Source organism: Inquilinus sp., from assembly GCF_057815775.1.
Map to the genome: position 1 here is coordinate 1 of NZ_JBYRFX010001071.1, position 11700 is coordinate 11700.

At 69.6% G+C, this 11700-nt stretch carries 14 protein-coding genes; 4 read left to right on the forward strand and 10 right to left on the reverse strand.

Going from position 1 to position 11700, the window contains the following annotated elements:
• Together AC3XYG_RS38340 and AC3XYG_RS38345 are read right to left on the reverse strand one after the other, a co-directional pair.
• On the reverse strand, positions 1-746 hold a 746-nt coding region (locus tag AC3XYG_RS38340; protein WP_489145161.1), incomplete at its 3' end, for a HAMP domain-containing protein.
• The gene (locus AC3XYG_RS38345) at positions 743-1462 is read right to left on the reverse strand and encodes a response regulator (RefSeq protein ID WP_489145162.1); all 720 of its coding nucleotides are present in this window, start codon (positions 1460-1462) and stop codon (positions 743-745) included. The genes AC3XYG_RS38340 and AC3XYG_RS38345, both read right to left, overlap by 4 nt.
• 248 nt (positions 1463-1710) lie before the next feature.
• On the opposite strand from AC3XYG_RS38345, the gene AC3XYG_RS38350 reads away from it, so the two are divergent.
• Positions 1711-1983 carry a hypothetical protein gene (locus AC3XYG_RS38350; protein WP_489145163.1) on the forward strand — a complete coding sequence of 91 codons (273 nt, stop codon included), beginning with the start codon at positions 1711-1713 and terminating at the stop codon, positions 1981-1983.
• A 3-nt stretch (positions 1984-1986) separates the two neighbouring features.
• Here AC3XYG_RS38350 and AC3XYG_RS38355 read toward each other — a convergent pair whose 3' ends face one another.
• The gene (locus AC3XYG_RS38355; RefSeq protein WP_489145164.1) at positions 1987-2754 is read right to left on the reverse strand and encodes an isochorismatase family protein; all 768 of its coding nucleotides are present in this window, start codon (positions 2752-2754) and stop codon (positions 1987-1989) included.
• Between the two features lie 122 nt (positions 2755-2876).
• On the opposite strand from AC3XYG_RS38355, the gene AC3XYG_RS38360 reads away from it, so the two are divergent.
• On the forward strand, positions 2877-3791 hold the full coding sequence (locus tag AC3XYG_RS38360; protein WP_489145165.1) for a LysR substrate-binding domain-containing protein: 915 nt from the start codon (positions 2877-2879) through the stop codon (positions 3789-3791).
• Positions 3792-3800: 9 nt separating this feature from the next.
• Here AC3XYG_RS38360 and AC3XYG_RS38365 read toward each other — a convergent pair whose 3' ends face one another.
• Genes AC3XYG_RS38365 through AC3XYG_RS38395 form a run of 7 tightly spaced genes read right to left on the reverse strand, consistent with a single transcriptional unit; the run spans position 3801 to position 10413 of the window.
• A complete protein-coding gene (locus AC3XYG_RS38365) occupies positions 3801-5909 on the reverse strand; it encodes a xanthine dehydrogenase family protein molybdopterin-binding subunit (RefSeq protein ID WP_489145166.1) in 2109 nt (702 codons plus the stop codon).
• Complete coding sequence (locus AC3XYG_RS38370) at positions 5896-6378, reverse strand: (2Fe-2S)-binding protein (RefSeq protein ID WP_489145167.1); 483 nt, start codon at positions 6376-6378, stop codon at positions 5896-5898. The genes AC3XYG_RS38365 and AC3XYG_RS38370 overlap by 14 nt, the downstream gene beginning before the upstream one ends.
• An 11-nt stretch (positions 6379-6389) precedes the next feature.
• Positions 6390-6920, reverse strand: coding sequence for a gamma carbonic anhydrase family protein (locus AC3XYG_RS38375; RefSeq protein ID WP_489145168.1), 531 nt, complete (start codon positions 6918-6920; stop codon positions 6390-6392).
• A 14-nt stretch (positions 6921-6934) separates the two neighbouring features.
• Positions 6935-7843 carry an alpha/beta hydrolase gene (locus AC3XYG_RS38380; RefSeq protein WP_489145169.1) on the reverse strand — a complete coding sequence of 303 codons (909 nt, stop codon included), beginning with the start codon at positions 7841-7843 and terminating at the stop codon, positions 6935-6937.
• A gap of 2 nt (positions 7844-7845) precedes the next feature.
• On the reverse strand, positions 7846-8733 hold the full coding sequence (locus AC3XYG_RS38385) for a beta-keto acid cleavage family enzyme (protein ID WP_489145170.1): 888 nt from the start codon (positions 8731-8733) through the stop codon (positions 7846-7848).
• A gap of 13 nt (positions 8734-8746) precedes the next feature.
• Positions 8747-9511 carry an SDR family NAD(P)-dependent oxidoreductase gene (locus AC3XYG_RS38390; protein ID WP_489145171.1) on the reverse strand — a complete coding sequence of 255 codons (765 nt, stop codon included), beginning with the start codon at positions 9509-9511 and terminating at the stop codon, positions 8747-8749.
• Between the two features lie 8 nt (positions 9512-9519).
• On the reverse strand, positions 9520-10413 hold the full coding sequence (locus AC3XYG_RS38395) for a dioxygenase family protein (protein WP_489145172.1): 894 nt from the start codon (positions 10411-10413) through the stop codon (positions 9520-9522).
• Between the two features lie 103 nt (positions 10414-10516).
• On the opposite strand from AC3XYG_RS38395, the gene AC3XYG_RS38400 reads away from it, so the two are divergent.
• Both AC3XYG_RS38400 and AC3XYG_RS38405 read left to right on the forward strand, forming a co-directional pair.
• Positions 10517-11155 (forward strand): hypothetical protein, encoded by a 639-nt coding sequence (locus AC3XYG_RS38400; protein WP_489145173.1) that lies wholly within the window; start codon positions 10517-10519, stop codon positions 11153-11155.
• 101 nt (positions 11156-11256) lie between these two features.
• The coding region (locus tag AC3XYG_RS38405; protein ID WP_489145174.1) for an alcohol dehydrogenase catalytic domain-containing protein at positions 11257-11700 on the forward strand (444 nt) is incomplete at its 3' end.

Consider the following 11700-nt stretch of genomic DNA (forward strand, 5'->3'; position numbering starts at 1 on the left):
GCGGTGTTGCGGATGTCGTCGGGCCCGGCCTCGGGCAGAGGCGTCACGGCCTCGCCGCGGCCCAGCGCCTCGGCCGCCACCGCCAGGCGCCGCATCGGCCGGGTGATGCCGCGGGCGACGAAGACGCCGATCAGCGACAGCACGATCGCGGTGATCGCCAGGGACACGGCCGGCTGCCGCGCCCAGAACGAATTGCCGTAGGACTTGGCAAAGGCGACGTTGAGCCACGCCCCGCCATCGAGCTGCGCCGCCAGCCCCAGGCTGTAGGCGTCGTCGAGATGAAGGAACCGCGCCGGGTGCGGCAGCGGCCAGCTGTCGGCCGGCAGCTCGATCCAGGGCTCCGTCGCGGCGACGGCATTGCCGGCCCCGCCCTGCTGCGCCAACGCATCCTCCCGCGCCACCGGCGCTTTGCCGAAGCGCAGCACCGGCAGCGGCTTGGCCAGTTGCGCCCACGCCTCCTGGCTCCAGGCCACACCGTCCCCGGGATCGGTGTCCGAGATCCAGTAGCGGGTATAGGCGGTGGTGATGCCATGCAGGATATCGCCGCGCTGCGCCGGGGGCATCGTCTCCAGCAGCTGGGCCAGCGACGCCGACCGGCTGAGGAAATCGCTCTTGCCCGCGGCCTTCAGCGCATGGCCGCGCTCATCCCAGGAGACGAGGTAGCCGATGCCCTGCGACACGACCAGGGCCAGCAGCATGAAGCCGATGAACTGGGCCGCCAGACTGCGGGTCCAGAGCCGCCTCATGCCGGCTCGACCTCCGCCGTGAAGCTGTAGCCGCCGCCCCAATGGGTCCGGATCAGCGCCGGGGTCCGCGGGTCGGCTTCGATCTTCTTGCGCAGCCGGCTGACCTGGTTGTCGATACTGCGGTCGAAGACATCGGCGGTGCGGCCGACGGTCAGGTCCATCAGCTGGTCGCGGCTGAGCACCAGCCCGGCATGGTCGAGGAAGGCGTTCAGCAGCCGGAACTCCGCGGTGCTGAGCGGCACCGCCACGCCGTCCCGGCCGATCAGCTCGCGCCGGCCGACATCGAGCTGCCAGCGGTCGAAGCGCAGCGTCCTGGCCTTCAACCGGCCACGCTGCGGCGGCAGGCTGTTGACCCGGCGCAGCACCGCCTTGATCCGGGCCAGCAGCTCGCGCGGGTTGAACGGTTTGGTCAGATAGTCGTCGGCGCCGATCTCCAGCCCGACGATCCGGTCGGTCTCCTCCGCCATCGCGGTCAGCAGGATCACCGGCAGGTCGGTGGTGCCGCGCAGGGTCCGGCAGACGGACAGGCCATCCTCGCCCGGCATCATGACGTCGAGCACGACGAGGTCGGGCGCGGCCCGCTCCAGCACCCGGCGCAGCGCCTCGGCGCTCTCGGCGACGCTAACGCGGTAGCCGTGCTGGGACAGGTACCGGCCGACGAGGTCGCGGATGTCGCGGTGGTCGTCGACGACGACGATATGAGGGACAGATTCCATCGGGCGCTCCGGGGCCACGATAGCGAAGGCGGCGCCGGGGGCCGCGGGAAAAATTGTATCAGACTGTGTCGGGCCGGGAATAAAGGCGCCGCCGCGGAAGTCGATACATCGATGCCGCGGATCGACCCGTCGCCCCCGAGGTTATCGGCAAGGCCGGCGACACTTTGCGACAAACCAGTCCTTGCGCGGCACAGCTCTGCGACACGCGGCGACCATGCTGCGAGAGATATCCAGTGAAAGGGTGTCCCATGCGAGACGCACCATCCACCCTGCCCAATCGTCCCGTCCCTGCCGACGCTGGCTGGAGCCCGCCGGTCGAACGCCTGACCCTGAGCTGGGACGAGGTGGCGATGAGCTGGCTCGGCGCCGGCGGGCTGTTCGTGATCCTGGCCGTCGCCACATTCATGGGCCATGAACCGACCAGCGGCGACGTGATCGCCATGGCGCGGGCCCAGCCCCCGGCGGTCCAGCAGGTCATCGCCCCGCCACAAGGGGCCCCGACCTGCCAGTCGCCGGCCTGATCGCTACGCGTGCTTCCGGGCGTAGGCGGCGGAGAGCTGCCCGACCAGCGTGGCGAAGGGCATGTCGAGCGCGCCATAGACCGCGCCGGCTTCCGGGTGCCCGTTGTCCTTCAGCACCTCGACCATCAGCGTGGCGTAGTCCGACAGGGTCACGCCAGCCTGGTTCATGCGCAGCAGGCCGGTGATGCGCTTGGTCTCGCTGAAGGTGCCGGAGGCATCGACCGCGGCATAGACCTCATAGCCGGCACCGATCGCGCTGATCGCCGGAAAGGCGACGCAGACCTCGAGCGAGATGCCGGCGATGATCAGCTTCCGGCGGCCCGTCGCCTGCACCGCCTGGACGATCCGCGGCTCGTCCCAGGCATTGACCGAGGACCGGTCGATGATCTCGATGCCGGGCAGTGCCTCGACCAGCTCGGGCACCGTCGGCCCCCACAGGCTACCGGCGGCGGTGGTGGTGACGATGGTCGGGATCTTCAGGATCCGGGCCGCCTTGGCCAGCCCGATCACATTGTGCTTGAGCTCCCCGACCGGGATGTCGCGCACGCCGGTCATCAGGCCGATCTGGTGGTCGACCAGCAACAGGGCCGCATTGTCGGATGTCAGGGCCTCATAGGCCCGCTTCGGTTCGCCGGTCATGTCAGTGTTCTCCGGGTGGTTGGTCTGGGGGATGGCAGGCGTGGCAGCCGCGGCCGTGATGGTCGGGGCCGCCACGAGGGCTGCGGCGGCGGCGCCAAGGCCGGCCTGCTGCAGGAAATCGCGTCGCTCCATGAGGACTCCGTTCGAGGGATGCCCGCCGGTATCAGGCGGGCCGGCTCTGAAACTGAGGCCTCGACCACTGTCCAGGAAGTTGCCAAGTTGTGGACTTAGCGTCCGACGGATTGGCCGATGTCATGCTCGACCTGAACGACTTCTATTACTTCGTCCAGGTCGTCGACCGTGGCGGCTTCACCGCCGCCGGGCGGGCGCTGCGGGTGCCGAAATCCACGCTGAGCCACCGCATCCAGCAGCTCGAGGCCGGGCTGGGCGCGCGCCTGCTCAACCGCACCTCGCGGCATTTCGGGATGACCGATGCCGGCACCGAATTCTACCGCCACGCCCTCGGCATGCTGCAGCAGGCCGAGCAGGCGGAGAACGCCATTCGCCAGCGGCTATCGGAGCCCAGCGGCACGATCCGCTTCACCGCCGCCGTCGCCACCGCGCAATTCGCGATGAAGCAGATGATCCCGGACTTCATCGCCCGCTATCCCAAGGTCAACCTCGTCCAGCATGTCACGGACACCCGCGTTGACATCGTCGGCGAGAACTACGATGTCGCCATCCGCGCCCATTCGGCGCCGCTGCCGGATTCGACCCTGGTGCAGCGCACCCTGGCCCCGACCCCCTGGTTCCTGTTCGCCGGCCCCGGCTGGATCGAACGGCACGGCAGCCCGGACCGGCCCGAAAACCTGGTCGGGCACGCCTCGCTGTTCATGATGCGGACCGGCGTGGCGCCCGTCTGGCGGCTGCGCAAGCCCGCCGAACCCGACCTGGCCACCGTCACCATCCCGATCGAGCCGCGCTTGGCCAGCGACGACATGGTGGTGCTGAAGCAGGCCGCCCGGTCCGGGTTGGGGATCGTGGCCCTGCCCGGCTATGTCTGCCGGGAGGAGGTCCTGTCCGGCGATCTGGTCCGGCTGCTGCCGGGCTGGTCGGCGGGCGACGCCAGCATCAGCGCCCTGATCCCGTTCCGGCATGGCCTGCTGCCATCGGTCCGGGCCTTCATCGACCACCTGGTCGCGGAATTCCCCAAGGTCGTGCTGCTCTAGCCAGGCCGCCTAGCTGTTCATGATCGCGTCGACCACGCGGTCGCGCGTCAGCGGCAGGTCGCGGATGCGGATGCCCAGCGCCCGCGCCACGGCGTTGCCGATGGCGCCGGCAGTGGGGCCGAGCGAGGCTTCGCCGACCCCGGTCGACTCCTCCCCGGAATTTTGGATCACCTCGACGCTGGTCTCGGGCACCTCGGCAAAGCCCAGGATCGGGTAGTCGCGCCAGGTTTCCGCCGTCAGCAGGGTGCCTTCGGTCGGCACCGCCTCCTTCAGCGCCCAGCTCGCGGCCTGCAGCATGCCGCCTTCGATCTGCGCCGCGACGCCGGCCGGGTTGATCGCCAGCCCGGCATCCACCACCGCCCACAGCCGCTGCAGTTCGACCTGCTCTTCGACCGAAACCAGGGCGACGACCGCGCAATAGGACCCGGCGTTCCTGAACCGGGCAAAACCCAGGCCCCGGCCCCAACCGTCCGGGCACGGCTCCGACCAGCCGCCGATCGCCGCCGCGCGCTCGATCACCGCCCGGGCGCGCGGATCCGGCAGATGCGCCAGCCGGAACGTGACCGGGTCGATGCCGGCGGCATCGGCCAGCTCGTCCATGAAGCTTTCGATGGCGAAAACATTGGCGAAGGCGCCGAGCGACCGCAGCGTCGACAGGCGGAACGGCAGGTCCGGCACGAATTGATGGGTGACCCGCTGCGGCATGTCGTACAGCGCGACGGCGTTCTTGGTGCCGCCATTGTGGATCGGCAGGTCCTTCTGCCCGTCGAAGGCCCAGGCCCCCGCCGCCGCGGCCGGGGCCAGCAGATTGACCTCGCCGTTCCAGCCGGGACGGCGGATATGGGTGCCCGACCGCGTCTCCAACTCCCAGCCCGTGATCCGGCCGCCGTCGACGGTGGCCGCCAGCCGTACCCGCATCGGCGACCCCAGCGGTTCGGACACCAGCTCGTCCCGCCGCGTCCACTGCACCCGGACCGGCCGGCCCGGCACGGCCCGGGCCAGCAGCACCGCATCCATCGCCGCGTCGTCGGCGCCGTTGTGGCCATAGCAGCCGGCGCCCCGGGCGTGCCGCACCCGGACCCGGTCGGCGGCAATTCCGGTCACCCGGGCGATCTGGTCGCGCAGGGCGAAGACCGACTGGGAATGGCTCCACACCGAAATGCCGTCGGGCTCGACCACGGCGATGCCGCAGGACGGCCCGATCGAGCCATGGCCGATCAGCGGCTTGGTGTAGATCGCCTTCAGCCGGCCACCGCCGGCCCCTTCCGTCGCGCCGGCATCGTCGCGGATGACGCTGTCCCGGCTGGCGTGCTGCTCCAAGATCTCCTGCACCGACCGGCTGCGGTCGTTGGGCTGCGGCAGCTGCCAGTCGCAGGCACGGCCCAGCCGCTCCATCGCCAGCGACAGCGCATGTTCGTCGGCCGCGACGACGCCGATCAGGTCGCCTTCCTGCAGGACATGGACGACACCCGGCATCGACGCGACCCTGTCGATCGCCACCGCGCCCAGCCGGGCCTGCGGATGCGGCGGCCGCAGGATCCGGCCATGCAGCATGCCGGGCAGGTCGATGTCGTGGATATAGGCGCCGCCGCCGATCCGGTCGGCCAGCCCGATCTGGGCCGGACTGGTGCCGACGATCCGGTATTCGTCCGGCCGCTTCGCCGGTGCGGCGCCGGTGATCTCCGCGTCCAGATCGATCTCCGCTGCGACGGTCCAGAGACTGTCGCCGAGATCGTTATCCCGGTGACGGAATTGCCCGGCGGCGATCGCCAGCTCACTGGCCGACAGATTCGCTCGCAACGCCGCCGCCTGCATCAACCGCTGCCGCAGTTCGGCTGCAGCAGCGCGGACCATCGGCCCCGAATCCTGGATCGACATGCTGCCGACGGTGCCGCCTTCGAAAGGCGAAACCGCCGTGTCGCCGGACACGACTGCGATCGCGGACAAGGGCAGGTCCAGCTCCTCCGCCGCGATTTGGCGCAGCGCGGTAAGGATGCCCTGCCCCAGCTCGACCTTGCCGGTCTTGAGTGTGATTTGGCCCGGCACACCGAGGTCGAACCAGGCGCCGAGACGCCGGCTCGGGCCCGGCGGCAGGGTCGCGGCCTCAGGCTTCGCCATAACCGCCGCCCGCCGCGATGATGTCGATCGCCCGCGCGATGCCGCGCAGGATGCTGCCATGGGCGCCGCAGCGGCAGAGGTTGCGGGACAGCGCCTGCTTCACCTCTGCCATCTCTGGCCGCCCCGGCCGGGACAGCAATTCATGCGCCGTGACGAAGATGCCGCTCAGGCAATAGCCGCACTGGCCGGCCCCGGCCTCGACCAGCCCGGCGCGCAGGGCATCGGCCACTGGTCCATGCAGCCCCTCCACGGTCTCGACGCGCTTTCCCGCCGTGTCTTCGACGAACAGGCTGCAGGCATAGTGCAGCCCGCCATCGACCAGCACCGTGCAGGCGCCGCAATTCTCCTCGCCGCAGCCGAAGCGCGTGCCCTTGAGACCGAGTTCGTTGCGCAGGGCCAGCAACAGGGTCGACCCGCCGGCGCTGTCGAGGTCGATCTCCCTGCCGTTCACCTGGAGCCTCGTCGACATCGGGACGTTCCTCAGCCGTGGCTCAGCGGCCGCAGCCCGGCGGCGAAGCGGCGGCCATTGGCGACGTAGCGGGCCGCGACCGCGAGGCAGCGTTCGACCGCCGCCTCGTCGAGCGTCTTTACCACCCGCGCCGGGGCGCCGACGATCAGCGACCGATCGGGGAACACCTTGCCCTCGGTCACCAGCGCGTTGGCGCCGACCAGGCAATGCCGGCCGATCACGGCGTGGTTGAGGATCGTCGCGCCCATCCCGACCAGCGAGCCCTCGCCGATGATGCAGCCATGCAGGATGGCGCGATGCCCGACCGAGCAGCGCTCGCCGAGCACCAGCGGCGCCCCCATGTCGGTGTGCAGCACCGCGCTGTCTTGGATGTTCGATTCCGCCCCGACCTCGATCCACTCATTGTCGCCGCGCAGCACGGCGCCGAACCAGACGCTGACGGCCCGGTGGAGGCGGATGCGGCCGATGACATCGGCGCTGGGGGCGACCCAGACCTCGTCGGCAATTTCAGGCTGTTCGCCGTCCAGCCCATGGATGGTCATGACACCCTCACGCCTCAGAGCCTGTCCTGGAGGAAGCGGAGCAACCGGGGCGCCACAACGCCGGTGTAGCTGCCCTCCTCCTCGATCGGATCGATGCTCCAGAAATGCGGTGCGAAGGGCACCACGACGGTGCGGACGTATTTCCCGGCTTCCGACAAGGCCGCGGCGAAGGCCTCGGACTGGCTGTGCGGATCGACCGTGGTGTCGGTCGTGCCCCAGGTCAGGAAGAACGAGACGCCGCGGCCATCCTGCTGGGGATAGCTGATCGGCGAGGCGTCGAAATAGGCGCGGCGATCCTGGATCGGCGAGGTGCCGATGAACTTCTGAGTGATCTGGTCGTTCGGCCGGGCCAGCTGGTCGTGATGCCACTGCGCCGCCATGTCATAGACGCCGTAGAACAGGATCGCCGCCTTGACCCCGCCGTCGCCGGCCTCGTCGGCCGTCTCCCCCGGCACCCGGTCGGTCAGGGCGACCAGGGCGGACAGCTGGGCCCCGGCGGAATCGCCCATCAGGGCCAGGCGGCTGCCGTCGACGCCGAGGCCGTTGGCGTCAGCCTTGAGATAGCGGATGGCTGCGCGCACGTCGGACACCGCCTCGGGATAGGTCTTCAGCCCCGGCTGCGACAGGCGATAGTCGATGGCGAAGACGGCATAGCCCCGCTTCGCCAGGAACGGCCCCCAATACTGGTAGAGGGCGCGGCTGCCCGACTGCCAGGCGCCGCCATGCACCGCCACGATGACAGGTGCCTTGCCGGCAGGCCGCGGCAGATAGAGATCGCCCAGCAGCGGCGTCGCACCGGCCTGGGCATAGGCCACGTCGCGACGGATCTCGATGCCGGTGTCGTCGGCCAGGGCCAACCGCGGTGCCAGGCCGATCAGGACGATGATGGCAAGGCGCGCGACCGAGGCCAGGGACCAGGCCATGGTCAGGCCGCGGCCCGGTCGAGGCCGAGCAGCCGCCGCGCCTCCTGCGGGGTGGCGATCGTCGGTCCCAGCGCCTCGACCAGCCGCCGCGCCTTCTCCACCAGCGCGGCGTTGGACGGCGCCAGCTCGCCCCGCGCGATATAGACCGCATCCTCCAGCCCGACCCTGACATGGCCACCGGCGAGCAGGGACTGCATCACCATCGGGAAGGTGGTGCGGCCGATGCCGAAGGCGGTCCAGGTCGCGTTCGCCGGCAGCTGGCCGCGGGCATACAGCACCGTCTCCGGGCCCGGCTGGAATCCGTATTTAACGCCCATGACGATCGAGCACATCGGCGCGGGGTCGAGCGTGCCGTCCTTCACCAGGTCGTTCAGCAGGGCGATGTCGCCGGAATCGAACAGCTCGATCTCCGGCTTCACCCCGCTGTCGCGGATCACCTTGGCCATGCGTCGGACATTGCCGGGCGTGTTGATCACGACCTCCCGGCCCGAATTCATGGTGTTGAGGTCGAGGGTGCAGATCTCCGGCTTCAGCACGGCGATGTGCTCCACCCGCTGCTCCGGCACCATCAGCGTCGTGCCGGGGGCGTAGGTCTTCGGGTCGTCGACCGAGGGCACGAAGCGCCCGCCCGGCCCGGTGGTGATGTTGAGGATCAGATCCGGGTTGCCGTCGCGGATGCGGTCGACCACCTCGCGATACAGCTCGATCGCCATCGACGGCCGGCCGGTCTGCGGGTCCCGCACATGGATATGCGCGATCGCGGCGCCGGCCTTCGCCGCCTCCAGCGCCGACTGCGCGATCTGCACCGGCGTGATCGGCAGGTGCGGCGTCTGCTCCGGCGTCGTCAAATTGCCGGTGATCGCGCAGGTGATGATGACCTTGTCCAGCATTGCCATGGTCTCCCTAAAGCGCGCGGCCGCCATCCACCTGGATGATATGGCCGGTGGAATAGCCGAGATGGGTGGCGCAGGCGGCGATCGCCGCGGCGATGTCCTCGACCCCGCCGATCCGCCGCAGCGGGGTGGAGGCCGCGACCTTGTCGTTGAAATCCGGGCCGCGGCCGGGAACGAAGGCGGTGTCGACCACGCCGGGCGACACGGCCAGCACCCGCACCTCGGGCGCCAAGGCGCGGGCCAGCGCCTTGGTCATGACGTCGATGCCGGCCTTGACCGCGCAATAGGCGATGTTCGACCCGACCCCGGTGAAGGACGCGATCGAGGAGATCGAGACCACCAGCCCGTCGCCGGAGGCCTTCAGCAGCGGTGCAAAGCTGCGGATCGTCGCAAACTGGCCGCGCCAGTTGACCTGGAACATGCGGTCGATGAAGGCGTCGTCCAGCGCGTCGAGATCGGCGTGCGGCACCGGCTTGGTGAAGCCGGCGGCGTTGACCAGGATGTCGAGCCGGCCGTAGCGCCGTTCGATCTCCCCACGCAGCGCGACGAGAGACGCGGTGTCCACCACATCGGCAGGATAGGCGGCGTGGTCGCGCCCGCCCGGCAGGCCGGCGACGACATCGGCGGCGGCGCGGCCGTGATCCTCCCCCGGCCTATGGGTGACGAGGATGGTGGCGCCGGCTTCGGCCAGCATCCGGCCGGTGGCGGCACCGATCGCGCCGGCACCGCCGACGATGAGGGCGAGTTTGCCGGTCAGATCCCGGGGATAGGCCATGCTGCGGCTCACTTGATCGGGGGAACGGGAAGCGCCGCCTCGCCCGGCTCCATCACGAAGTCGTAGGCGAGGCTGTACCAGGGCGTGGCGACGCCGGGTTCTGGCGGCGTGCCGCTGTCATGGCGCACATAGTCGCCGACCAGATGCCGGGTGACGCCGAACACCACATCGGTTTCCAGCCGCTCATCCTCGGCGACGAACACCTGGGTGATCAGGGTCTTGTAGCCTTGCTTGTAGCCCAGCACGTGCAGATGCGCCGGCCGGTAGGGGTGGCGCTGCTGCGCCCGCAGCAGGTCGCCGACCGGGCCATGCGTCGGCACGGGATAGCCGGCAGGCAGGACCGAGCGGAACCAGAACCGGCCATCCCGGTCGGTGGTGAACTTGCCGCGCAGGTTCATGTCGGCCTGGCTGTCGTCCTGGTTCTCGTACAGCCCGACCGGGGAAGACTGCCAGACATCGACCTCGACCTCCGCCAGCGGCAACCCTTGCGGGTCGGTGATGCGGCACTGGGCGAACAGCTCCGGCCCCGGGGTCGGTGACCGGACGATCGAGCCGCCATTCTTTGTCCGCGGCGAATGCCTCCGCCAGAACGGGCCCAGCAGGGCCGAGGCGGTCTCGGTCGCCCCGGCATTGCCGTTGTTCAGCAGGCAGATCAGCGTCGAGAAGCCGATGGCGTCGGAGAACAGGACGCCTTCGTTGTGGCTGTCATTGGTGGCCTGGCCGATGCGGTTGAGGAAATCGACGCCCTGCTCGAACTCCGTCTCGGTCAGCCGGACCTCGCGGGCAAAGGCATGGGCATGCCGCACCAGCGCGGTCATGATTTCGCGGAGCCGGGGGTTCGGTGCGTCGGCCATGGCCTGCAGCACCGCCTCGGTCACCATCTCCTGATTGGCAATGATCATCAGCGCCTCCTGATCTCGAATCTCTATTACAATCGATTGCAGATCACAAGGCATTTCGCTACAGTGCCGATCCAAACTCATCCATCCCCGTTGCAGGTGCGTCATGAGCAGCCCGGACCACGCCGCCTACGTTTTCGCCGATGCCAAGGCGGAGTTCGACCGAGCCTGGGCCGACCCGAACTGCACCCGGTTCGAGTTGCCGGCCGTCGACGTCAACCGGGTGCTGAAGGATCGCTATGAGGTCGCTGCCCCGGTCCATGTCACCCGGTCGATGGTCTGGGACATGGAGGCGAAGAAAGCCTGGGATCCCGCGACCTACATCCCCTATGTCGTGTCCGAGGGCATGTCCTGGGGACGTCACCGCCTGGCGGACGGGCATGAGCGCTTCTTCCGCGCGTCCGACCAGGCCGCCTGGATCAGCCCGGATCGCGGCCGGATCCTGGAAGACGTCTTCATCAATCATGCCGACCAGGAGGTCTATTTCCTCGGCCGCGCCGAGATGGTGACCGAGGCCGGAGAGCGTATCCGCGCCGGCGATCACCAGCCGCTGTTCCATGTCGTCCACGGCGCCGGCGGCTCCGACTCCGCGCCGCTCAACCTGTGGCGCATCGTGATGCTGACCGAGCGCGAGGATCCGCGCCTGATCCAGCCCTTCGTGGCGATGGCTGCGGCCGGGCTGCTGCCGGGCTTCCTGGAGATCTACATCGCCCGGGATCTGGGCGTGGAACTGCGGCGCCGCTGATCGGCCAGCCGCGCCGCCGCCCGGGATCGATCTTGACTCCGGATTGTATTGCAATCGATTGTGCAAAGACTGCCGCCACCCCTCACGCCCTGGAGAGCGTCATGAGCGTGTCCGCCGCCCCGTCCCGTCCCACGACCAGCACCCGGAGCGGCCGGCGCCTGCGCGTCCACGGCAAGGCCGCCGATGTCGCGTCGCTGTCACTCGAGATCGAGAGCGGCCCGGTCCGACGGGCGGAAGACGAGGTGGTGGTCGAGGTCGCGGCGGCGGCGGTCAATCCCAGCGACGTCAAGGCGACGCTGGGGCTGATGCCGCATGCGTCCTGGCCGCGGACACCGGGGCGCGACTTCGCCGGCACCGTGGTCGAGGGCCCGGAGGAGCTGCTGGGCCTGGAAGTCTGGGGATCGAGCGGCGAGCTGGGCATCCAGCGTGACGGGAGCCATGGCACTCATCTGGTGATCGACCGCGACAGCGTGCGGGCCAAGCCCAAGGCGCTGTCGCTGCTGGAGGCGGGCGCCGTCGGCGTCCCCTTCGTCACGGCGTGGAAG

What these genes read in the sequence shown, in the direction of transcription:
- AC3XYG_RS38350 (WP_489145163.1), top strand. Translation starts at nt 1,711, where the DNA reads ATGCGAGACGCACCATCCACCCTGCCCAATCGTCCCGTCCCTGCCGAC.
- AC3XYG_RS38345 (WP_489145162.1), bottom strand. Translation starts at nt 1,462, where the DNA reads ATGGAATCTGTCCCTCATATCGTCGTCGTCGACGACCACCGCGACATC.
- AC3XYG_RS38400 (WP_489145173.1), top strand. Translation starts at nt 10,517, where the DNA reads ATGAGCAGCCCGGACCACGCCGCCTACGTTTTCGCCGATGCCAAGGCG.
- AC3XYG_RS38390 (WP_489145171.1), bottom strand. Translation starts at nt 9,511, where the DNA reads ATGGCCTATCCCCGGGATCTGACCGGCAAACTCGCCCTCATCGTCGGC.
- AC3XYG_RS38355 (WP_489145164.1), bottom strand. Translation starts at nt 2,754, where the DNA reads ATGGAGCGACGCGATTTCCTGCAGCAGGCCGGCCTTGGCGCCGCCGCC.
- AC3XYG_RS38395 (WP_489145172.1), bottom strand. Translation starts at nt 10,413, where the DNA reads ATGATCATTGCCAATCAGGAGATGGTGACCGAGGCGGTGCTGCAGGCC.
- AC3XYG_RS38380 (WP_489145169.1), bottom strand. Translation starts at nt 7,843, where the DNA reads ATGGCCTGGTCCCTGGCCTCGGTCGCGCGCCTTGCCATCATCGTCCTG.
- AC3XYG_RS38375 (WP_489145168.1), bottom strand. Translation starts at nt 6,920, where the DNA reads ATGACCATCCATGGGCTGGACGGCGAACAGCCTGAAATTGCCGACGAG.
- AC3XYG_RS38365 (WP_489145166.1), bottom strand. Translation starts at nt 5,909, where the DNA reads ATGGCGAAGCCTGAGGCCGCGACCCTGCCGCCGGGCCCGAGCCGGCGT.
- AC3XYG_RS38385 (WP_489145170.1), bottom strand. Translation starts at nt 8,733, where the DNA reads ATGCTGGACAAGGTCATCATCACCTGCGCGATCACCGGCAATTTGACG.
- AC3XYG_RS38370 (WP_489145167.1), bottom strand. Translation starts at nt 6,378, where the DNA reads ATGTCGACGAGGCTCCAGGTGAACGGCAGGGAGATCGACCTCGACAGC.
- AC3XYG_RS38360 (WP_489145165.1), top strand. Translation starts at nt 2,877, where the DNA reads ATGCTCGACCTGAACGACTTCTATTACTTCGTCCAGGTCGTCGACCGT.